17 protein-coding genes and 1 pseudogene are annotated in these 22,245 nt (G+C 57.4%); 7 read left to right on the top strand and 11 right to left on the bottom strand.

Annotation, left to right across the window (positions count from 1 at the left end; genetic code table 11):
* The first annotated feature begins 24 nt into the window (after window positions 1-24).
* Window positions 25-963, top strand: a complete 939-nt coding sequence (gene dusC, locus WH279_RS03455; RefSeq protein ID WP_339455021.1) for a tRNA dihydrouridine(16) synthase DusC — start codon at window positions 25-27, stop codon at window positions 961-963.
* A gap of 159 nt (window positions 964-1,122) precedes the next feature.
* The gene (locus WH279_RS03460; protein WP_339455022.1) at window positions 1,123-2,322 is read left to right on the top strand and encodes an MFS transporter; all 1,200 of its coding nucleotides are present in this window, start codon (window positions 1,123-1,125) and stop codon (window positions 2,320-2,322) included.
* Here WH279_RS03460 and ppk2 read toward each other — a convergent pair.
* Window positions 2,319-3,236 carry a polyphosphate kinase 2 gene (ppk2, locus tag WH279_RS03465; protein ID WP_159338073.1) on the bottom strand — a complete coding sequence of 306 codons (918 nt, stop codon included), beginning with the start codon at window positions 3,234-3,236 and terminating at the stop codon, window positions 2,319-2,321. The genes WH279_RS03460 and ppk2 overlap by 4 nt on opposite strands.
* A 203-nt stretch (window positions 3,237-3,439) precedes the next feature.
* On the opposite strand from ppk2, the gene WH279_RS03470 reads away from it, so the two are divergent.
* Window positions 3,440-4,468 (top strand): transporter, encoded by a 1,029-nt coding sequence (locus WH279_RS03470; protein WP_339455023.1) that lies wholly within the window; start codon window positions 3,440-3,442, stop codon window positions 4,466-4,468.
* 72 nt (window positions 4,469-4,540) lie between these two features.
* Here the strand turns inward: WH279_RS03470 and WH279_RS03475 are convergent, their stop codons facing one another.
* The 7 genes from WH279_RS03475 to WH279_RS03505 form a co-directional block, all read right to left on the bottom strand.
* Complete coding sequence (locus WH279_RS03475) at window positions 4,541-5,692, bottom strand: L,D-transpeptidase family protein (RefSeq protein ID WP_339455024.1); 1,152 nt, start codon at window positions 5,690-5,692, stop codon at window positions 4,541-4,543.
* Window positions 5,693-5,894: 202 nt separating this feature from the next.
* Window positions 5,895-7,709, bottom strand: a complete 1,815-nt coding sequence (locus WH279_RS03480; protein ID WP_339455025.1) for a glycoside hydrolase family 15 protein — start codon at window positions 7,707-7,709, stop codon at window positions 5,895-5,897.
* Between the two features lie 147 nt (window positions 7,710-7,856).
* Window positions 7,857-8,624 carry a FadR/GntR family transcriptional regulator gene (locus WH279_RS03485; RefSeq protein ID WP_200640924.1) on the bottom strand — a complete coding sequence of 256 codons (768 nt, stop codon included), beginning with the start codon at window positions 8,622-8,624 and terminating at the stop codon, window positions 7,857-7,859.
* A gap of 13 nt (window positions 8,625-8,637) precedes the next feature.
* Window positions 8,638-9,453: an ATP-binding cassette domain-containing protein gene (locus WH279_RS03490; RefSeq protein WP_339455026.1), complete on the bottom strand. Its 816-nt coding sequence runs from the start codon at window positions 9,451-9,453 to the stop codon at window positions 8,638-8,640.
* Entirely contained in the window at window positions 9,450-11,222 is a 1,773-nt protein-coding gene (locus WH279_RS03495) for a dipeptide/oligopeptide/nickel ABC transporter permease/ATP-binding protein (RefSeq protein ID WP_339455027.1), read from the bottom strand. Before WH279_RS03495 ends, WH279_RS03490 begins: the two co-directional genes overlap by 4 nt.
* Window positions 11,219-12,166: an ABC transporter permease gene (locus tag WH279_RS03500; protein ID WP_339455028.1), complete on the bottom strand. Its 948-nt coding sequence runs from the start codon at window positions 12,164-12,166 to the stop codon at window positions 11,219-11,221. The genes WH279_RS03495 and WH279_RS03500 overlap by 4 nt, the downstream gene beginning before the upstream one ends.
* A 15-nt stretch (window positions 12,167-12,181) precedes the next feature.
* Window positions 12,182-13,753, bottom strand: coding sequence for an ABC transporter substrate-binding protein (locus tag WH279_RS03505; protein ID WP_339455029.1), 1,572 nt, complete (start codon window positions 13,751-13,753; stop codon window positions 12,182-12,184).
* A gap of 148 nt (window positions 13,754-13,901) precedes the next feature.
* Here WH279_RS03505 and WH279_RS03510 point away from each other — a divergent pair, with 148 nt between their 5' ends.
* On the top strand, window positions 13,902-14,546 hold the full coding sequence (locus tag WH279_RS03510) for a DUF1028 domain-containing protein (protein WP_200640915.1): 645 nt from the start codon (window positions 13,902-13,904) through the stop codon (window positions 14,544-14,546).
* Window positions 14,547-14,704: 158 nt separating this feature from the next.
* On the opposite strand, the gene WH279_RS03515 is transcribed toward WH279_RS03510, so the two are convergent.
* Entirely contained in the window at window positions 14,705-15,268 is a 564-nt protein-coding gene (locus tag WH279_RS03515) for a DedA family protein (protein ID WP_339455030.1), read from the bottom strand.
* Window positions 15,269-15,491: 223 nt separating this feature from the next.
* On the opposite strand from WH279_RS03515, the gene WH279_RS03520 reads away from it, so the two are divergent.
* Together WH279_RS03520 and pbpG are read left to right on the top strand one after the other, a co-directional pair.
* Complete coding sequence (locus tag WH279_RS03520) at window positions 15,492-16,079, top strand: Yip1 family protein (protein ID WP_200640911.1); 588 nt, start codon at window positions 15,492-15,494, stop codon at window positions 16,077-16,079.
* 166 nt (window positions 16,080-16,245) lie between these two features.
* Window positions 16,246-17,199, top strand: a complete 954-nt coding sequence (gene pbpG, locus WH279_RS03525) for a D-alanyl-D-alanine endopeptidase (RefSeq protein WP_133841150.1) — start codon at window positions 16,246-16,248, stop codon at window positions 17,197-17,199.
* Between the two features lie 40 nt (window positions 17,200-17,239).
* Here the strand turns inward: pbpG and WH279_RS03530 are convergent, their stop codons facing one another.
* Window positions 17,240-17,755, bottom strand: coding sequence for a GNAT family N-acetyltransferase (locus tag WH279_RS03530; RefSeq protein WP_339455031.1), 516 nt, complete (start codon window positions 17,753-17,755; stop codon window positions 17,240-17,242).
* Between the two features lie 188 nt (window positions 17,756-17,943).
* Here WH279_RS03530 and WH279_RS03535 point away from each other — a divergent pair.
* Window positions 17,944-20,374 (top strand): annotated as a pseudogene (locus WH279_RS03535) (DUF3772 domain-containing protein).
* A 73-nt stretch (window positions 20,375-20,447) separates the two neighbouring features.
* On the opposite strand, the gene dld reads toward WH279_RS03535, so the two are convergent.
* On the bottom strand, window positions 20,448-22,172 hold the full coding sequence (gene dld, locus WH279_RS03540) for a D-lactate dehydrogenase (RefSeq protein WP_339455032.1): 1,725 nt from the start codon (window positions 22,170-22,172) through the stop codon (window positions 20,448-20,450).
* Between the last annotated feature and the right edge of the window lie 73 nt (window positions 22,173-22,245).

The raw sequence follows: 22,245 nt of genomic DNA on the forward strand, positions 1-22,245 counted from the left end.
GCTCACCCATCCCACAGGTTTACCATGCGCGTATTACTTGCCCCGATGGAAGGCGTTCTCGATTCGCTGGTGCGTGAACTGCTGACCGACGTCAACGACTACGATCTCTGTATTACCGAATTTCTGCGGGTAGTGGATGCATTGCTGCCGGTGAAATGTTTCCAACGCCTCAGCCCCGAACTCGATCATGACAGCCGCACGCCGTCAGGCACCCGTGTGCGTATTCAGCTGCTTGGGCAGTACCCGCAATGGCTGGCAGAGAATGCCGCGCGTGCCGTCGAGCTGGGCTCCTGGGGCGTGGATCTCAACTGTGGTTGCCCGTCAAAAACGGTGAACGGCAGCGGCGGTGGGGCAACGCTATTAAAAGATCCCGAACTGATTTATCAGGGGGCGAAGGCGATGCGTGCCGCCGTGCCTGCTCATCTCCCCGTCACGGTGAAAATCCGGCTGGGCTGGGATTCCGGTGCGCGGCAGTTTGAAATTGCCGATGCGGTGCAGCAGGCTGGCGCCACGGAGCTGGCGGTGCACGGCCGTACCAAAGAGGACGGCTACCGCGCTGAGGCGATAAACTGGGCGGCGATTGGCGAGATCCGCCAGCGGCTGTCGATCCCGGTGATTGCCAACGGTGAAATCTGGGACTGGCAGAGTGCGCAGGATTGTATGCAGGCCACCGGTTGTGATGCCGTTATGATCGGGCGCGGCGCGCTGAATGTGCCCAATCTCAGCCGGGTGATCAAATACAACGAACCGCGCATGCCGTGGTCGCAGGTCGTTCAGTTGCTGAAAAAGTATGTGCGCCTGGAGAAGCAGGGCGATACCGGCCTGTATCACGTGGCACGCATCAAACAGTGGCTGGGGTATCTGCGTAAAGAGTATGAAGAAGCCTCGTCGTTGTTTATGCAGGTGCGCGTGCTGCAAACCTCCGCGGATATTGCGCGGGTGATTGGTGCCGTGAATGGCTAACCCTCTGTTAATCGCTGGCCAACAGGCCAGCCTCTTCCTGCTCCTCTGCATCAACAGTCTTTCCCCTCGCGGACATAACTTGTCTCTAAACTGATCGGGATCTGTTAGCAAGCTAAGCGTATAATGTGATGCATATCGCATCTTTTTTCTGGCTTCGCTATGTCCGCAATCCCGGCGTTAACCAATGCCCAATTGAACAAACGTATTATCTCTGTCGTGATCTTCACCTTCTTCTGCTATCTGTCTATCGGCCTGCCGCTGGCGGTATTGCCGGGCTACGTGCATAACCAGCTGGGCTACAGCTCGTTTATTGCCGGGCTGATTATCAGCCTGCAATACTTTGCCACGCTGATCAGCCGACCGCAGGCCGGGCGTTATGCTGATCTGCTGGGGCCGAAAAAAGTGGTGCTGGTGGGGCTGATCCTCTGCGGCGCCAGCGGGCTGTTTACGCTGCTAGCGGTGCTGATAGATGCCTCACCGCTGACCAGCCTGCTGCTGCTGGCTGTGGGGCGCGTGGTGTTAGGCTTTGGTGAAAGCCTCACTGCAACCGGATCGATCCTCTGGGGCATCAACGTGGTGGGCACCGTGCAGAGTGCTCGGGTAATCTCGTGGAATGGCGTGGCGACCTATCTGGCAATGGCAATGGGGGCTCCGCTGGGCGTGATGCTGAATGTGCTGTTCGGCATCCCCGGTTTTGCCGTGTTGATCATGCTGATGGCCGCTTTTGGCTACTGGCTGGCGACCCAACGCCCGGCGATTCAGGTACAAGTGGGGCAGCGTATTCCCTTCAACCAGGTGTTTGGAAAAATCTGGCTTTATGGTCTTTGCCTGGGATTAGGCACGGTCGGGTTTGGGACTATCGCCACCTTTATTACGCTCTATTTCTCCCACCATGGCTGGGACGGCGCGGCGTTCTCCCTGACCCTGTTCAGCATCGGTTTTATTCTGATGCGCCTGTTGTTTAACAACAGCATTGCGCGCTACGGGGCCATCCGTGTTTCGCTGGTTTCCTTTGGCATTGAATGCGTGGGATTGCTGCTAATCTGGCAGGCCAGTTCGATCTGGCTGGTGGATCTGGGGGCATTTCTTACCGGCAGCGGTTTCTCGCTGATCTTCCCGGCGCTGGGCGTGGAAGCGATCCGTCGGGTTCAGCCACAAAATCAGGGATCGGCGCTGGGGCTTTATTCCGCGTTTCTCGACTGCGGATTAGGCATTACCGGGCCGATCGCCGGGCTGCTGATTGGGCACTGGGGCGTGGACAGTCTCTATCTGGCGGCGGCGGGGGTGGTGTTGCTGGCCCTGTTTATCATGGTCAGTGTGTTAATTCGGGGCAATAGCACATTGCCCCGGCAGGCTTAGTACACTTCCGGCACAATCATATCGTCCGGCACCGGGCTGCGGTGATAATCCTCGTTGCGCTCACGACTGGGCAGGGTGATGGGTTTTAAGGCGCTGTCCTCATACGGCACCTGGCGCAGCAGGTGGCTGATGCAGTTCAGGCGCGCCTTCTTTTTATCCACTCCCTGGACCACCCACCACGGCGCTTCGTCAATGTGGGTGCGCGACAGCATAATCTCTTTGGCTTCGGTGTAGTCTTCCCAGCGGCGGCGGCTTTCCAGGTCCATCGGGCTGAGCTTCCACTGCTTCAGCGGATCGTGAATACGGCTGAGAAAACGCAGTTCCTGCTCTTCATCGGTGATAGAGAACCAGTATTTAACGATCTGGATCCCGCTGCGCGTCAGCATCTTCTCGAACTCCGGCACGCTGCGGAAAAACTCTTCCACTTCCTGTTCATTACAGAAACCCATGACCCGTTCAACGCCTGCGCGGTTGTACCAGCTGCGGTCGAACAGCACCATTTCGCCCGCCGCAGGCAGGTGTGCAATGTAGCGCTGGAAGTACCACTGAGTACGTTCACGGTCGTTGGGGGCGGGCAGGGCAGCCACGCGACAGGTACGGGGGTTCAGACGCTGGGTAATACGTTTGATCACCCCACCTTTGCCCGCGGCATCCCGGCCTTCAAAGATAATCACCATACGGTGCCCGGTGCGCATCACCCAGTCCTGCATCTTCACCAGTTCGCCCTGTAGCCTTAACAGCTCGCGGAAATAGTGTTTACGCCAGGCTTTCTCGCCTTCTTCCATCTTGCTGTCATCGCCAAAACGCAGATCGTCCAGCTCCATTTCCAGCTCTTCGTCGTAGCTGTCGTAAAATTCCTGTAGCAGACGATGGTGAATATTCTCAGCAGAGAAATCATTACCTTGCATCGCCATACGTCGTTCTCCCGGTCATGTGGTGAAAATAGCCATTCAGGCAGGGTCATCAATTTATCCTCTGGTAATACGCACTCTGTGTGACAGGAAAATGACATCCGTGAGGGATTTCTGCGCGAACAGTCGCTCCGGTAACAAAACTGTCATCGGCATACGGCAGGATAAGACTATCGCCATAACGCGCCCGAACCGGAAAAAAACGAATGACGCAACACCTGCCGTTACTGCGGCAAAAACCGGACTTCAGTGATGATGTTTCCGGCCTGATTTATGGCTACCGCTTTGTTCAGGATCACGCACCCGAAAGCCTGACCGTTCAGCAATCCTGCGATGCCTGGGCCAGCGGTGCTGTTGAGGGCAGTTTTCTCTGGCTGCACGTTAACCTTAACCATGCCGCCGCCGCCCGCTGGCTGAAAACCCACTTTGGCGTTGATGAAGACTTCTTTGACGAAATCCAGCAGGGGTCGCACAGCACCCGTATAGAACGACAGAATGATGCGCTGATGGCGGTACTGAACGATGTCACTTTCAACGCACGGGAAACCAGTGACGAAAGCGCCACGCTGTGGATCTGGTGTCGCGATGGGCTGGTGGTCAGCGCCCGCTTTAAACCGCTGCGGCTGGTGGAACGGTTAGTCAGCAAGCTGGACCAGCTGGAGCTGCGTTCGTCGACCGGGCTGCTGGCTCAGTTGCTGGCGGAACAGGAAGAGGTGCTGGCGCTGATTGTGCGCCAGTCGAATCAGTATGTGGATCAGATAGAAGAGCGCCTGCTTGGGCAGCATATAAAAAGTAATCGTGGTGAACTGGGGCGCCTGCGCCGTACATTGCTGCGTTTTCAGCGCCTGCTGGCACCGGAACCGGCGGCACTGTTTCGCCTGATCAATCGCCCGCCGGGCTGGCTGCATCATCATGTGGTGCAGGATCTGCGTCAGTTTACCGAAGAGTTTACCGTGGTGCTGAACGACCTGAATGGACTGACCGAGCGCATTCGGCTGTTGCAGGAAGAGATTGCTGCGCAGCAACTGGAGCAAAGCAACCGGACCCTGTTTACCCTGACGCTGATCACCGTGCTGGCTCTGCCGATCAATCTGGTGGCCGGGTTCTTTGGCATGAATGTGGGCGGTGTGCCGCTGGCCAATAATCCCCACGGTTTTTTCCTGCTGGTGATGCTGGTGACACTTTTCACCTGTGTCGCGGCCTGGCTGGTGTTACGGCGGCGTGATAAGCCCTGACAGGTTATCCCGCCCCAATAAAAAACCCCCGCACCTTAATGGCACGGGGGTTTTTTTATCGACAGCGCGAAATTAAGGCTTCGGCGTGTTGTAGATCGGGCCTGGCTGAGTCAGCGCGGGAACCGCCTGCACTGGCGCATCGGTCGCTGCCTCAGTCGTTGCTGGTGCTTCAGTCGCTGCTGGTGCTTCAGTCGCGGCAGGGGCTTCGGTGCCCTGAGCTGCGGCTGGGGCAGCAGGCGCTTCCTGAGGAGCAGCAGTCTGCTGAGGTACCACAACCGGAGCAGAAGGCTGGCTGTTTGCGTCGCCGTTCACTTTGGTTGGCATGCCAGAACGGGCTTTCAGCGCATCTTCCATGGCGGTGGTGTTAACGCTGGCGTCTGAAACCACTTTGTTCACCGCGCTGGTCAGTGTCAACGGAACGGGCTCGCGAGAGGCAAACTGCTCTTCGGTCTGCGACAGTGGGTTATGAATTTCCACGTAGCGTGAACCGTCCGGCTCAACCGATGCTTTAATCGGCTGATCGATAAACTGCACGCGTGTACCCACTGGCACATTCTTGAACAGCCATTTGATATCGTCAGCACGCAGACGCACACAGCCGTGACTCACGCGCAGGCCGATACCAAAGTTAGCATTGGTACCGTGGATGGCATACAGACGGCCGATATACAGCGCATACAGACCCATCGGGTTATCCGGGCCAGCCGGGAAGACTGCAGGCATGGATTCACCGCGTGCGGCGTACTCTTCATGCATCTTCTTGGTTGGGGTCCAGGTTGGGCCATCTTTTTTGCGCTGAACGGTGGTCGTCCAGTTTACCGGCGTATCACGGCCCAGTTCGCCGATACCAATAGGCAGCACAACCACTGTTTTACTGCCTTTCGGGTAATAATACAGACGCATTTCCGCACTGTTGATCACGATGCCTTCACGTGGAGCGTCAGGCAGGAGCAACTGCTGAGTAATGATCAGTTTGCTGCCTGCTTTCGGCAGATAAACGTCCACGCCTGGGTTCGCTTCCATAACGTTGCTCAGACCCATCTGGTACTGAGCAGCGAAAGCTTCCAGCGGAAGTTTGCTGTCTTCCGGGATGGTAATTTCCAGATTTTCCCCAGTCAGGCGGCTATTAGCGGCCGGAAGAGGGTAAACCACAGCGAAGGCAGAGTGGCTGAAAGCCGCAGCGGCCAGAATCAAGGTGACTAACGCACGGATGTTTTTTTTCATAGTAATTTCAGGTGTAGCGCCATGTAGACTGTTGATAAACGACCCAATACTGGCCAACTGTGACCGGCTGCACATTATATGTGCATTATGGCCCCGGATGAAACCAGGATTTTCCCTGTTGAACTATCTTTACGATAAATTGTCTGCAATACGACCATTTTTGCGATGCATCATTCTGTTTCTGCGATGCATCGTCCTGATTTCAGGGTTGCCAGAGCGGATCTTTCCCACTCAGTTTCCGGTCAAGGAAGAAGGCGGCACTGATCAGGGCCAGATGAGTGAGCGCCTGGGGCGTATTGCCTAACGCGTGACCGCGGCTGTCAAACTCCTCCGCATACAAGCCGAGAGGATTGGCATAATTTAACAGCTTCTCAAATTCAAAGTGTGCTTCATCAAGCCGCCCGGCACGGGCAAGGCACTCAACGTACCAGAAAGAGCAGGCGGCAAAGGCCCCTTCTTCACCCTGCAGGCCATCGGCCGGGGTTTCGCTGACGTTGTAGCGGCGTACCATCCCATCACTGACCAGCTTCTCTTTAATCACATCCAGCGTTGCCAGCCAGTCCGGATCGGTGGCTCCGACAAAGCGCACCAGCGGCATTAATAGCATTGAGGCATCAACGAACTCGCCGTGACGGGTGGCGACAAAGTGACCCGCTGCTTTGTGCCAGAAATTCTCCCAGATATCGCTGCGGATCGCATCCCGGGCAGCGGTCCAGCGTTCGGCAGGCATTGACAGCGATCGCTTCTCCCCCAGACGTAATGCACGGTCAAGTGCTACCCAGCACATCAGGCGTGAATGCAGGAAATGCTGCGGTTCCCCGCGCATTTCCCAGATGCCGGCATCACGCTGCTCCCAGTGGTCGGCCACATAGTCAATCATCCGGCTGACGTGGCTCCACCCGCGCTGGGAAATCGCTTCGCCGTATTTGTTGGCGAGATAAATGGCGTCCATCAGCTCACCGTAGATATCCAATTGCGACTGGCGCCAGGCATCATTACCAATACGCACCGGAGTGGAACCGGCATAGCCGGACAGGTTCAGCAGTTCGCTTTCGTGTAGCTCGGTGCCGCTGTCGATGCGGTACATCACCTGTAATTTTTCAACGTTGTTGTGACTGTTCTCAACGCAGCGGCTGACCCAGTGCGTGAAGTGTTTTGCTTCATCGACATAGCCGAGGCGCATCAGGGCATACATGCTGAAGGAGGCATCACGGATCCAGGCGGCGCGGTAGTCCCAGTTCCGTTCACCACCCAGCTCTTCCGGCAGGCCAAACGTGGCAGCAGCGGCAATTGAACCGTGCTGCCAGGAGGTCAGCAGCTTCAGCGTCAGCGCCGAGCGGTTAACCATTTCCCGCCAGCGTCCCTGGTAGCTACTCTGCGCGCTCCATTGCCGCCAGAACGCCAGGGTGGCATCAAAGCAGCTTTCGGTGCCTTCTTCTTCACGCTGCGGATCCTCATCGCCCCCGAAAATAAACTCGCGCGATTCCCCTTCCTGTAGGGTGAAGCGGGCGACCGCCACGGCGCCTTCGAGAGCAAAGTCCACCTCGCCCGTCAGGCGCAACGTGGGCTGACCTTCTGCGTGGAATATCACGCCTCCTGATTGCAGAGTGGCGCGGGTTTCTGCCCGGGCATAATCATGGACAGGCGCACAGCGCAGGTTGATGGTGGCGCTGCCGTGCACCACATTAATCCGACGAATAATGCGCGGCTGGCGGTCTTCCCGCTGGCATACCGGCATATAGTCGGTCACTTCCACGACACCCAGATCGTCCAGCCAGCGGGTTTGTAGCAGGGTGGTATCGGGCAGGTAGAGCTGCATACGACGCGCATCGGGCCAGTCGGGGCTGAGGCTGAATAAGCCCGCCTTATCGCTGTCGAGCAGGGCGCTGAATACCGAGGGGCTGTCGAGGTTGGGCCAGCAGAAGTAGTCGAGGGTTCCGTCATTGGCGATCAGTGCGCAGGTGCGCAGATCGCCAATGACGCCGTGGTCTTCAATCTTTCGTTTGATTTTATTCATCGTTTAACTATAGCGGTTGTTTTGGCAGATGGGCGCGGCATGCCACGCCCCTACGATAACCGCACTATCTTTTCGCCGGGGTCAGGCATGCCACTCGTCTACTACAACCGTAATCTTTCGTAGGGGTCAGGCATGCCTGACCCTCACTCAACTATCATCCCGTAAAAAACGCTCTTCCAGCGTCGCCTGCAGCAACAGCATCGCCTGCTCAGCATGCTGCATATGATCGCGCATGATGCGTTCCACAGCGGTGGCATCCTCACGGCGCAACGCATCAATCAGCTGATACTGATATTCGATGCCCTGGCGACGATCGACGGGCTGCGGCTGTTGATAAATATCTTTGCACACCGCCAGATCTTTCAGCAGACGTTGCAGAAAACGACAGAAAAAGGCCAGCAGCGGATTGGCCGAATAACTCGCCACCACGCTGTGAAAATCCAGCTCGGCCATGCGCTGTTCCCAGCGCTCTTCTTCACTGGCGGGCGGGTGGTCATAGATGCGAATCAACTGATGCAACTGCTGAAAACCGGCCTCATCAATCTGGCCGATGGCGCTGACCGCAACCTGCGGCTCCAGGGTTTTACGCAGCGCATAGATATGGCTGATGCTCAGCTCGCGGGTAAACAGATAATTCGACAGCAGGCTCATGGCACGGTTTTCCGGCATGCTGTCGATAAATGCACCGCCGCCGGGTCCGGTACGCGTGCGGATCAGCCCCTGCGCTTCCAGCGCCTTCAGTGCCTCACGTACCGTACTTTTTCCGGCTGAAAATCGTACCATCAGATCTTTTTCCTGCGGCAGGCGATCGCCGGGCAGCAGGTTGTCATCCACAATACTCTGCTTGATGGCATCAATGATGGTGTCGGTGCGTTTACGCTTTACCGCCTCAGGGGGCGTTGATACTGAAGACATGGTCACCTGTATGTCAGAGAGTGGGCTGAACGCTGGGCGGCGTGGGCTGCCAGGCTGGCGCGGCTGCCAGCAGTTGACGACTGTATTCGTGCTCAGGCGCACTGAACAGCGTCTGTGTGGCGGCGCATTCGACGATAGTACCAGAATTCATCACTGCAACGCGGTCGGCAATCGACTCCACCACGGCCAGGTCATGGCTGATGAACAGATAAGACAGACCCAGCTCCTGTTTGAGATCCTCCAGCAACAGAAGAACCTGTGCCTGTACTGAGACGTCAAGCGCAGAGACAGGTTCATCCAGCACCAGAATCTGTGCCTCTGCCGCCAGCGCACGGGCAATCGCCAGCCGCTGCGCCTGACCGCCAGAAAACTCATGAGGATAACAGTTCAGGGCATCGGCAGGCATATTGACCGCCGCCAGCAGCTGTTGCATACGCGGCAGACAGTCACGCGCAGAATATCCACACAGCCGCCGGAGCGGCACGCTCAGGATCTGGCGAATGGTTTTACGCGGATTGAGCGATGCCACCGGATCCTGAAACACATACTGAATGGTTTTGCCAAAAGCCTGCACGCCACGCTGTGCCAGCAGGCTGGCCTCTTCACCCTGTAGGATCAGGCTGCCAGACGTGGGGGATTCCAGCCCGACCAGCATACGGGCGAGGGTACTTTTTCCACTGCCACTTTCACCGACCACGGCAAGGGTTTCCCCCTGGCCGAGATTAAAACTGATGCCTTTTACCGCCTCAACGGCGTTACTGCGTCGCCACCATCCTCCCTGACCCGGGTAGGTTTTTATCAGATTTTTCACTTCAATCACGTTCTTCATGAAGAGGTCTCCTGCTGGTGTAGCTGGCGGATTTGTTGCAGGAAGGCGCGGCCCTGACCGCGCTGCGGCACGCTGGCAATCAGTCGTCGGGTATAGTCGTGTTGAGGAGCCTGTAATACCGTGGCGGTGAGACCGCTTTCCACAATTTCACCCTGGCGCATGACCGCTACCCGGTCACACATCTCACTGACCACGGCAAAGTCATGCGTAATAAACAGCAGGGCCAGCCCGCGTTTGTGGCGCAGTTCGTTCAACAGGGCGAGGATACGCGCCTGTACCGTGACATCCAGCGCGGTGGTGGGTTCATCGGCAATAATGACCTGTGGATCGTTGGCGAGGGCGATAGCAATGCCCACGCGCTGACGCTGGCCGCCGGAAAGCTGATGAGGCCAGGCATCAAAGCGTTCTGCCGCCTGCTGAATGCCGGTATCTTCCAGTAATGTAATGGCTTTGGCGCGTGCCGCCGCGGCGTTTAGCGGCTGGTGGCACTGAATCGCTTCGACCAGCTGCTGGCCGATGCGCATCTGGGGATGCAGTGACGTCAGCGGGTCCTGGAAGATATAAGCCACGCGTACACCACGGCGTTGCTGCATCTGCGTAGCAGAGAGAGACAGCAACTCCTCATTCCCCAGCCAGACACTACCGCCGGTGATCACACCGGGTGGCGAAGCCACCAGACCCATAATCGCCAGTGCGCTGACGCTTTTACCGGAGCCGCTTTCACCAATCAGTCCGAGGCATTCACCCGCCTGCACATGGAAGCTAACGCCTTTTACCGTGGGCACCCGATGGCTGCCACGGCTGAACGCCACCTGTAAATCCACCACTTCCAGCAGCGCATCAGGATGAGCACGCGGGGCGACCGCTGCACGATCAACGGTGGTCATTGCCTGTGAGCGTAGCAGGGCGCCGGACTTCAGACGCGGATCCAGCAGGTCACGCACGCCATCTCCCAGCAGGTTAAAACCGATTACCAGCAGGAAGATCATCACGCCCGGGACCAGGGCAACATGGGGGGCGATAAACAGCTGGTTGCGCCCCTGGCCCAGCATCGACCCGAGATCGGCATCCGGTGGCTGCGTGCCCAGACCGAGGAAGGAGAGCCCGGCCGTTTCAAGGATCATCCAGCCGATGGTGGTGGAGAGCGTCACCACGATCAGCGGCAGAACGTTAGGCAGGACTTCGCTTAACAGGATCTGCGTATGATTTTTCCCCGACAGTTTGGCTGCCTGAATAAAATCACGGCTGCGCAGGCCGAGGGTCAGACCGCGTACATTACGGGCAAAGAACGGAATATTGACCAGCGCGATGGCATAGAGCGCATTCAGTAGCCCTGGCCCGAGCACCGCGACAATCGCCAGCGCCAGCAGGATATAGGGAAAGGCCATAATCATATCGATCAGGCGCATCAGGATACTGTCTGTGCGCCCGGCGGCGTAGCCGGCAATCAGGCCGATCAGCGTGCCGAAAATGGCGGCCAGCAGAGTCGCGCTCAGGCCCACGGCAACAGAAACCCGCGTGCCCCACAGCAGGCGCGATAACATATCGCGGCCCAGTGCATCGGTGCCCAGCAGGTGGCCCGGCGTCAGCGGCGGAGCAAGACGTTGCAGCAGGTCGGTGGCATCCGGGTCCGGCAGCGGCAGCAGCGGGGCGATAAAGGCTGCGGTTAAGGTGATTGCCAGCAGCAGCAATCCCAGCGCGGCGAGGCGGTTGTGCAGTAACAGCGACCAGCTGGAGCGGCGCGTGGGCAGGGTAGTGGATGTCGTCATGATTTTACCCTCGGGTCGAGGCAGGCCTGAACGATGTCGGTCAGCAGATTAATCAGTACATAAGCAATGGCCGCAACCAGCACGCCGCCTTGTACCAGGAGCAGGTCGCGGGTCGAGACGGCTTTCACCAGCATCGCGCCCAGGCCCGGCCACTGGAACACGGTTTCGATATACACCGCGCCGCCCAGCACAAAGCCAGCCTGAATACCGATCGCCGGGATCACCGATACCAGCGCCACGCGAAAGGCGTGACGCCAGATCACCCGGCGCTCGCTGACGCCTTTCGCGCGCGCTGTGCGGATGTAATCCTGTCGCAGTACTTCCAGCATCGCGGTGCGCGTCAGGCGGGCAATTACCCCGGTGGCAACAATCGCCAGCGTGATGGCGGGCAGCGTCAGATGATGCAGCAGGTCCCATGCATCGCCGCCACCATAAATCGCGAACATGCCGGAGGCCGGGAACCAGCGCAGGCTGACGGCAAACAGCATGATCATCAGCAGGCCGATCAGGAACGAGGGCAGGGAAATGCCGATCAACACCAGCAGGGTGATCAGTTTGTCGCCCCAGCTAAACTGGCGCACCGCCGAGGTGACACCCGCCAACAGGCCGAGGACCACGCTCAGCAGCAGTGCGCAGCCGCCCAGTAACAGGGTGGCGCTCAGGCGTTCCAGCACTTCATCGATCACCGGGCGGTTCAGCACATAGGAGCGACCAAAATCGCCGTGCAGCAGGTTGTTGACCCAGATGAAATACTGCTGCCAGAGCGGTTTATCCAGCCCCAGTTCGGCGCTGACGCGCGCCACATTTTCCGGTGTGGCGAATGCGCCGAGCAATGCCTGTGCCGGGTTGCCGGGGATCATCGCCATCAGCAGAAAGACAATCAGCGACAGGCCGATAATCACCGGGATGATGCCAATCAATCGCCGCAGTAAATAGTTCCACATGGCAGGCGGCCTCCGTCAGGGTTTGCTGACCTGATGCAGGATCAGGTTGAAGTTAGGTTGCAGGGCAAAATTCTGCACCTGGCGCGTGGTCACGGCGTTTTGCTTCCAGTTGGCGACGAACAGCCAGGGGGCATCATCGTGAACGAGGGCCTGGACCTGGCGATACAGTGCACCGCGCGTCTGCTGGTCGCTGCTGCTGCGGGCTTCATCCAGCAGCTTATCGACCTCGGGATTGCTGTAATAACCGGAATTAAAGCCGCCTTTATCCGGCCACGCATCGCGCCGCAGGGTGAGGAACGGCAGGGTATCCGGGTCATTGGTCATCCACGCCATCTCTGCCATCTGGGTTTGCGGGGTCAGACCGGCATTCACTTTGGTCAGATAGGTGTTCCACTCCCAGGTCTGAATAGTGACGTTGAGGCCCACGGCTTTCAGATCGGCCTGAATGGCGGTGGCCATCGGGATCGGATCAAGCATCCCTGATCCCCCTTCTGTGACGTAGAAATTCAGCGTAGCCCCTTCTGCCCCGGCTTCTTTCAGCAGCGCACGGGCCTTTTCTGGATCGTAAGGATACGGGCTGACCTCTTTGTTCGCCGCCCAGGCAAACGCCGAGGGTATCGGGCCATCGGCGACCTGGGCCGAGCCCTGCAAGACCTTATCGACCAGTGCCTGTTTGTTGACGGCGTAGTTCACCGCCTGGCGAACGCGTTTATCGTTAAAGGGTTTCTCTTTGGTGTTCAGCAGCAGGAACCAGACGTGCGGGCCGACCGCCTGGTGCATCTGGAACTGCGGGTTATCGGCGAAGGTTTTTACCGTATCCGGCGGCACTTCCACCATCGCATCAATGCCGCCGGAGAGCATCTCCGCGGTGCGGGTGTTGCCATCGGTAATCGGACGGAACACGGCGGCTTCCAGCTTTGGCGCGCCGTCCCAGTAGTCTTTATTGGCGGTCAGCACCACGCGCTGGTTGGCCTGCCACTCGCCAAAACGAAAGGCCCCGGTGCCGACCGGATGGCGACCAACGTCTTTGTCATATTTCTTCACCGCTGCCGGAGAGACAATCAGCCCGGCAGGGGTCGCCAGATTGGAGAGCAGGGGGGCGAAGGGTTGTTTCAGCGTCAACACCACCGTCTGTGTATCCGGGGTGGTGATGGTATCGATGGATGAGAAGAAGAAACTCAGCGGGAAGGGGCCGGTGTGATAGTACGGATGTTGCTTGTTAAGCATGCGTTCAAAGGTAAATTTCACCGCATCGGCATTGAACGGCGTACCGTCGTGGAATTTGACGCCTTCACGCAGATGGAAGGTATAGCGCAAGCCGTCCGGGCTGATTTCCCAACGGCTGGCGAGTGCCGGTTCAATCGAGAGTGAACCCGGCGCATTGCGCACCAGACCATCGTAAATATTGACCAGAATACGCGAATCGTTAGCAGCTGTAGCCACCTGAGGATCGAGCGACTGTGGCTCTGCCACCTGGCCTATAATTAGCACGCCGGGGGGGGATTCCGCCCCGGCATGGGGCGCCAGGGCCAGCAGGCCGAGGCAGAGGGTAAGACAGTGCAACCCGGTGCGTAGCGATGTGAACATGGTGGTCCTCGTTAAGCAGAGTGGTCAGCGCACAGTGTGACGTGCGGATGAACAAAGTTTGTCCTGTTTGTTATTTATGCGTATAAATAGCGTTAAGTGCAATAATTTATCCATATAAATTTGATCTGCCTGGCAGAAGGAGGGTGCAATGACCTTTTCTATTGTGGCACGCGATCCACAGAGCGGTGCACTGGCGGCGGCCACGGCCACGGGCGGCCCGGCGGTGGGTGCACTGGTGATCCATGGCCGCGCCCGTACGGGGGCCATTGCCACACAGGCGCTGACCAATCCACTGTACGGCAGTCGCGGGCTGGCATTGCTGGCAGAGGGGCTGACGGCTGAACAGACGCTGCATCTGTTGCTGAAGGAAGATGATGCGCGTGAGCGGCGGCAGCTGCTGATTATCGATAATGCCGGGGCGACCGCGCACTGGAGCGGCAGCCTGTGCGGGCGCTGCTTCAGCAGCATGGCGGGCCCGCAGCTGGCCGTGGCGGGCAATATGCTGGTCAGTGAACAGGTACTGACAGCGATGCAGACTGCGTTCGCAGCGGCGCACCGTCTGCCGCTGGCCGATCGGATGCTGGCGGCGCTCAATGCTGCGCATCAGGCCGGAGGGGATGAGCGCGGCATTCGTTCTGCGGCGCTAAAGGTCTGGGATCGTCGTGCTTATGCCGACATTGATGTGCGTGTTGACTGGTCGGATGCACCGCTGGTGCAGTTAGCCGGGGTGCTGGAGCAGGTGCGCGCGCCCACCTATGCGGATTTTTTCCGGCAGTTGCCGGGGGGGGAATAGGGGCCGCAACGGGTCAGGTATTCACCTTTCGTCGGGGATGACCTTTTTTTCCGGTCATCCCGTGCCGGGGGGCTGCACGAAGGGTAGGGTAGGTGTTGCTGGCCGACCGAAATGGAACCGGCTGTGCGGGTCGACCGGAAAAAAAGGTCGACCACGACTCAATGCTTTTTATGGCGGTGCTTCACCGCGAGGCGTATGCCCCACACCAGCGCCACCGCCAGCAGCAGCCAGAGCAGGTGCTTGAGATGATGATCAAGCTGATGCAGCCACGGCGCAATCACCTGGCCGCCGAGGTAACCGAGCGAAACAAAAATCACTGCCCACAGTGCGGCGCCAATCGCGTTAAAGAGCAGGAACTTGCGCGGAGAGAGCTGACTGGCCCCGATAATAATCGGCCCGACAATGCGTAATCCGTACATAAAGCGCACGCCAATCACAAACAGCACCGGGCGTTTGCGGATCAGGCGGTTAGCCCGCTCAATCTGCTGCTGATGTTTTTTGAAACGCTGGAGGATCGGCTCACCGTAGCGGCGGCCAATGAAAAACAGCGCGGTATCACCCAAAACACCGCCGCACATCGCCACCAGCACTACCCAGCCATAATGCAGCAGGCCTTCATGTGCGGCGACACCGCCCAGTAGCGTAAATGTCTCACCCTCAGCCAGACAACCAATAAACAGTGCCCAGTAGCCATACTGGGAAATTAGCGTATTTACATCCATCTGTTAAACCCGTTCCTCATGTTGCTTTTAGGGTTAAGTCTAACCCTTTTGATAAAAGTTGCAGCGAAAAGGGCCGTCTCAGTGTTTATTTTTAACGGAAAATGAAGCGCTTAACGTGTTCATCTGTTGGATGAAAAACAAACAGGGCAGGGCCGCTTATACTTGAAGAGATGCCGCCCGAGACTGTGCCTGCTGGCGGTCCGTTGTACAGAGGAGTGAAGATATGAATCATGTCTGGGGACTTCTTGCGCACCCGGGTCGGGAGATGCGCGACATTAAGCAAGAGAATGAAACGCTCTCGCATCATTACACTCATCATGTGCTGCTGATGGCGCTGATCCCGGTGATCTGCGCCTTCATTGGTACCACTCAAATCGGTTGGGATATCGGCATTGAACGGACTATTCCGCTGTCGTTATTCAGTGCGTTCTCACTGGCCATCCTGTTCTATGCGCTGATCCTGCTGGGTGTGGCCGTCATGGGAAAGGTGATCTGGTGGATGGCGCGTGACTACCCGCAGCGGCCCTCACTTTCAAGCTGTCGGGTGTTTGCCGGTTACGTGGCAACACCGCTGTTTCTCAGCGGGCTGGTGGCTCTCTATCCGCTGGTGTGGCTTTGTGTCCTTGTCGGCGCGCTGGCGCTGGTTTATACCGGCTATCTGCTCTACGTCGGCATCCCGCTGCTCCTCAACATAGACCGCGAAGAGAGCTTACGTTTCTCCGGCTCCACACTGGCCATCGGTATCCTGGTATTTGAAGTGTTACTGGCAATAACCGTGCTGATGTGGGGTTACGGCTATCAGCTATTTTGAGCGTTGATACCGCCGGGAAACCGGCGGTATTTTGGTAACGCTCAGAAACGAATATCCTGTAGGATAATCCTTAACTTCCGGCGTATTATGCCTGCGCCAGCCCCCGCAACAGTGCGGGACGCGGTGTGTGGTTTCCACACCCTCATTATCAGCCGCTAAGTTTACGATGCCTGCAAAAATCCGTTTGTCTCTATTAAGTGTGGTTATGCTGTTTTCTGGTCAGGCCATCCTGAATCAGGCCGTTGCCCGTACTCACCAGCCTGCCGTAGAAACTGCATCGGCCCAGCCTGAAATTGCATCAGGCAGTGCGATGATTGTCGACCTGACCACCCAGAATGTGATCTACGCCAGTCACCCGGATTTGGTCCGTCCGATTGCCTCAATCACCAAGCTGATGACGGTAATGGTGACGCTGGATGCCCATCTGCCGATGGACGAAATGCTCAAGGTTGATATCAGCCGTACGCCAGAAATGCGCGGTATCTATTCGCGGGTGCGTCTTAACAGCGAAATCAGCCGTAAAAATATGATGTTGCTGGCATTGATGTCCTCAGAAAACCGCGCGGCGGCCAGCCTGGCGCACCACTATCCGGGCGGATATGATGCTTTTATTCGCGCCATGAACGCCAAAGCACGCGCACTGGGCATGAGTAACACGCATTACGTAGAGCCGACCGGACTGTCGATTAAGAACGTCTCAACGGCGCGTGATTTGAGCAAACTGCTGATCGCGACCAAACGTTATCCGCTATTGGGCGAACTCAGCACCACCCATGAAGATATGGCCACGTTCCGTAACCCGAATTACACCCTGCCGTTCCGTAACACCAACCATCTGGTGTATCGCCCGGACTGGAATATACAGCTGACGAAAACAGGGTATACCGATGAGGCAGGACACTGCCTGGTGATGCGCACGGTGATCAATAAGCGCCCGGTTTCACTGGTGGTGCTGGATGCCTTCGGAAAATACACCCATTTTGCTGACGCTAACCGTCTGCGTAAGTGGATGGAAACCGGCAAAATCTCTCCGGTTCCTCCGGCAGCGCTGAGTTACAAGAAGCAGAAAGCCTCGCAGGTGGTCACTAACCGGGCGGTCGATGACAGCGCGGTAGAATAACCTGCGCTCACGGGGCGACCTTTTTTTGCGGTCGCCCTGGTTATAACGCTCGCTGCATCAGTAACGTATCGCGCCATTCGCCATGTTTAAAACCCACGGCGCGGAAATTACCGACAATCTCAAATCCCATCTTTTTATGCAGATTGAGCGAGCCGGCATTGCGCTCGCCGTTGCCGATAATCGCCAGCATCTGGCGGAAAGGGCCTTGCTGACAGCGGACGATCAGCGCGGCCAGCAGAGCGCTGCCGATGCCACGGCCCCCCATTTCCGCATCAATATAGACCGAATCTTCAACGGTAAAACGGTAGGCGGGACGTGGACGATATTGTGTGGCATAGCAGTAACCCACGACCTGCCCGTCGATCTCGGCGACCAGCCACGGCAGTTCGAACGAACAGACTTTTTGATGTCGGGCAGCCATCTCTGTTGCATCGGGGGGCGTTTCCTCAAAGGAACCGCAACCGTGCAGCACATGCCAGCTATAAATACGGGTCATCGCGTCGATATCGCCTGGTGTCGCATCACGGACGAGCGGCTCAGAAGAGGAAAGGGACATTTTTTGCTCCATGCGTTTTTGGATAATTTGCCATAACACCAGGAAGGCGAGGTCATAGAATATTCTTATGACAGCGACCTCATTTTTCCATCACGAATCTTATAGTCCCGGCCAGATCAAAAGCTTAAACTAGCCGGAAAATTGACAGGCGCCGCCCGGCGCTACCCTTTAGTCTCAGGAACCTGCACATGTCTGGCTTGTTAACTTTTCTTCGTGTTTGTCTGCTGGCGCTGGTGGCGCTGTCGCCCCAGTTTGTGCTGGCGGCGGATAACGACAACACTCAGCAAAATGATGCTCCCCCATAAAATCAACGCCTCCGTTGAGCTGCCTAAAATGCAGAAGGTGCTGGACAAGATCAAACAGCAGGTTTCCGGTGAAACAAACGACAGTAAACTGAATGCGCTCAACGATCTGGCGCTGGAGTTGTCCGGTGATGCCGATACGCTGATGCAAAGTATTATCCCACAGCGTGCGCAGCTACAGGCGCAGCTGGCGGTACTGGGTCCGGCTCCGGCAGCCAGCAGCGGTGTGAAAGAAACGGCGGAGGTCACCAGCAAACGTAACAAGCTGGAAAACCAGAAAGGCAAAATGGATGACCAGATAAAACAGGCTGAGGCGATCAAAAGCGGGGCGATCAACCTGTCCGCGCAGATCGTTAATCTGCGCCGCGACGCGCTGAAAACCCAGCTGGCGCTCAACGCAGGCAGTATTTTTGGTCCGCGCTTCTGGGCGCCGCTGTTTAATACCCAAAGCGATGACAGCGCTAAAATCAGCGATTTTGTCGATGAGCTGACTGGCACGGCTGCGCTTTCCTGGGAACCCGGCTGGCGCTTTGGCACGCTGGCCTGGGTGCTGGCCGCCGGGCTGGTGGCCACGCTGGGGCGCCGCTATCTGGAAGAGTTTCTTGCCTGGGTGGGGATTCACCATTTGCCGGAAGGTCGTCTGCGCCGCAGTTTCCTGGCGGCAGCGACCGCTATCACCACCCTTGCCGCAGTAGTGCTGGCCTTTAACTTCCTCGACCTTGCCTTTACCCGCCACGATGACGTTGTCGATGAAGTCCGGGATTTCGCTGACAAGCTGGTCGGGCTCAGTGTGCTCTGCGGGCTGATTGCCGGTCTTGGGCGGGCTTTCCTCTCCACCCGTCGCCCGTCGTGGCGTTTGCCGAATATCTCCAATGAAGTGGCGACGGCGTTAAAACCCTTCCCGCCGCTCACCGCTGCGCTGGTGTTTATCTTCCAGACAGTAGAAAGCTTCAACAGCAGCGCCAGTACCAGCGTTGGCACCACTATCTTTGCTAACGGTCTGACCGCACTGCTGATTGGTGCCACGGCGCTATCGATCAGTATGCGCACCAACCGTGTACGTCGCCGTATGATGCAGGAAGGTAATCAGCCGGAGGCGAAATCCACGCTGGTCGGGCTGATCCAGATGGCCCTGACGCTGATTGGCGTGGCGATTATGATTGCGCTGGTCATTGGCTATATCACGCTGGCGCGCTTCCTGAGCTATGAGCTGATCTGGATGGGGATTGTCTTTGGCTCTTTCTATATTCTCAGCCAGCTGGTGGCCGATGGGTGTGAAAGTCTGTTTTCTACCAACAATGCCTCCGGTAAACGCATTCAGGCTTCGCTGAATATCGATGAGCGTCATCTGGGGCAGGTTGCAGCAGTGCTGGGCGCGATAGGCAAAACATTCCTGGTGCTGGCGGCCGCGATGGCGTTGCTGAACGGTACTTTCGGCAGTTCGACACCGATTGAGCTGGTGCAGAAAGCCATTGAGTTCTGGGGCGGTAAAGGCCTTGAATCCCTGAATATCGTCCCGGCGCATCTGGTGAATGCGCTGATCTGCATGGTGGTGGGCATCTGGGTTCTGCGTTCGGTCAAGCGCTGGCTGGAACAGGATTTTCTGCCGAAAACGACGATGGACAAGGGGATGCGCCTGTCGCTGATTACCCTGTTCAGTAATATCGGTTTTGTGCTGGTGATCCTGATGACCCTGTCGATCATGGGTCTGCAGTGGAATAAGCTGGCCTGGATCGTCAGTGCCCTGTCAGTCGGTATTGGTTTTGGCTTACAGGAAATTGTGAAGAACTTTATTTCCGGCCTGATCCTGCTGACGGAACGTCCTGTTAAGGTTGGTGATCTGGTGAGTATCAGCGGCATTGAAGGCGATATTCGCCGTATCAATGTGCGTGCCACGGAAATCCAGCTGAGTGATAAATCGACGGTGATTGTGCCGAACTCGCAGCTGATTTCGCAGAACGTACGTAATGCCACAATGGGCAATGCTCAGGGGGTGGCGACCATTACGCTGACCTTCCCGCTGGATATTGACCCGCAGCAGGTTCGTCAGCTGCTGCTTGAGGTGTATAACGAGAACGAACGCATTCTGGAGACCCCGGAGCCGTCAGTCACCTTTAAGGATCTGACCTCCACGGGGATTGTGCTGTCCGTGACCGGTAACGTTGCCAGCCCGCGTCAGGTGGGTGGGGCGAAAAGCGATTTGCTGTTTGATATCCTGACCCGCTTACGCAAAGAAGGGGTCATGTTATCCACACCACAGACCATGATCATTGAACGTAAAAACGGTCAGATGGTATTGCAGGAGCCTAAAACGTAGGGGCGAGGCATGCCTCGCCCGTTTAGGGGGCAGGCACACGTTGCCCGTTTCAGGGTCAGGCGTGCCGGTCCCCCTACGATTTATCGCACCCGCATTCGCCCCAGTGCTTCGCCCGCGTGGTTTTACCAATCCCCGGATTAAAGCTGTTGGTCGGGTCGAGCTGCTGATAGAACGCCTTCAGCTGCGGTTTGGCTTTGTACAGATGCCCGACGTTATGCTCTGCCGGGTACTCCGCGCCACGCGCGTGCAGGATGTCCAGCATCTTCTCCTTGAGCGCGTGCACATCCACCCCTTTTTTCACGATGTAATCCTGATGGAACACATGACAGAGGAAGTGGCCGTAATAAAGACGGTGGGTCAGCGCATCGTCAAACTCAGGTGGGAGTTGCTCAAACCAGTCACGATCGTTACGGCGCAGGGCAATATCCAGTGCCAGGATATCCTCCACGTCCTCATGATGCACTGCGTGATAACGCACGGCCGCGCCCGCCGCGGCAAAGCGATGCAGGAAAGCGTGCGCCCCTTCTTTTCCTTCGCACGCGAAGAACTCGCCCTCGGCGGTGCTGAAAAAGTCGTTTAAATAAGCGCGCGCTTCCGCCACGCCGTCGCCGGACATTTTCAGCATCAGATGGTGTTCAAAACGATCGCGATACTGCTTCATGCGCGGCGGCAGATGTGACGGCAGCAACGCGGCGATTTTCTGCAACAGACGATCGCTGAAGTGGGGCTTCAGCCATTTTATCCGGGCGAGCAGGGCATCTGCACGCCCCTTGAGCGTGAAGAACAGCGGCATTTTGTCGGTGCCGAGCTTATCGATCATCACAAAGGTGTCTTTGCCGTAGGTTTCCGCCATATCAAAAATATCGCGGTGCATATATTCCCCGGCCACGGGCAGATTATCGAAGCTGGCCAGCATATGGCGGCGCAGCTGGTCGAGCACCGCCGTGTCATTGGTGCCGATGTAAAACACCTGCTGGGCGCTTTCGCTGGCAAAGGTATCCAGGCGGACGGCAAACAGGGCCAGCTTGCCGGCGCAGCCGGAGGCCTCAAACAGGCGGCGTTCATCGGCATTAAAACGCGATGGTGTGTCAGCATCGACGTCGCGTACCCGTTCGGCGTAATCCGGGTCAGAGGCGTGGCGCTGGTCGTGCAGCACATCGCTCTGCTGCCAGCTGTCGTCATCCAGCTTGCCCAAAATCTGCTCCGGTGTGACGCCGAGGTTGATCCCAAGATGATTCACCAGCTGCAATTTTCCGCTGGCATCAATCTGCGCATACAGCGCCATCTCGGTATAGGCCGGGCCGCGTTTCACCAGCGATCCACCCGAGTTATTGCAGATACCGCCCAATACCGAGGCGCCGATACAGGAGGAACCAATCACCGAGTGCGGTTCACGTCCCAGCGGTTTCAGGGCTTTTTCTAACTGATAGAGCGTGCTGCCGGGAAACGCCAGCACCTGCTTCCCCTCATCCAGCAACTGGATTTTATCCATCCGCAGGGTGCTGATTATCACGATATCGCGCGGATAATCTTTGCCGTTCGGCGTTGAGCCTTCGGTCAGCCCGGTATTGGCCGCCTGCATCAGAATAATCACGTCGGCGGCAACACAGGCCTGCAAAATACGCCACTGCTCCAGTAAATTGCCGGGGAAGACCACCGCCAGCGCATCGCCTTCGCCCGATCGGAAGCCTTTACGATAACGTTCTGTTTTTTCCGGTTCCGTTAACAGATGGTTGCGGCCCACAATACGGCCCAGTTCAGCGATCAGTTTTTGTTCTGCGTGTTGGGAAGTGTGCATGTCATATCCTTGTCAGTATCACCGTCCTACTGTAGCACTCGCAGCGTGGCAATAAAGTCCGGCCTGTGGCGTC

This window comes from Erwinia sp. MYb375 (assembly GCF_037479175.1).
In the GTDB taxonomy this organism is placed as follows: domain Bacteria; phylum Pseudomonadota; class Gammaproteobacteria; order Enterobacterales; family Enterobacteriaceae; genus Erwinia; species Erwinia rhapontici.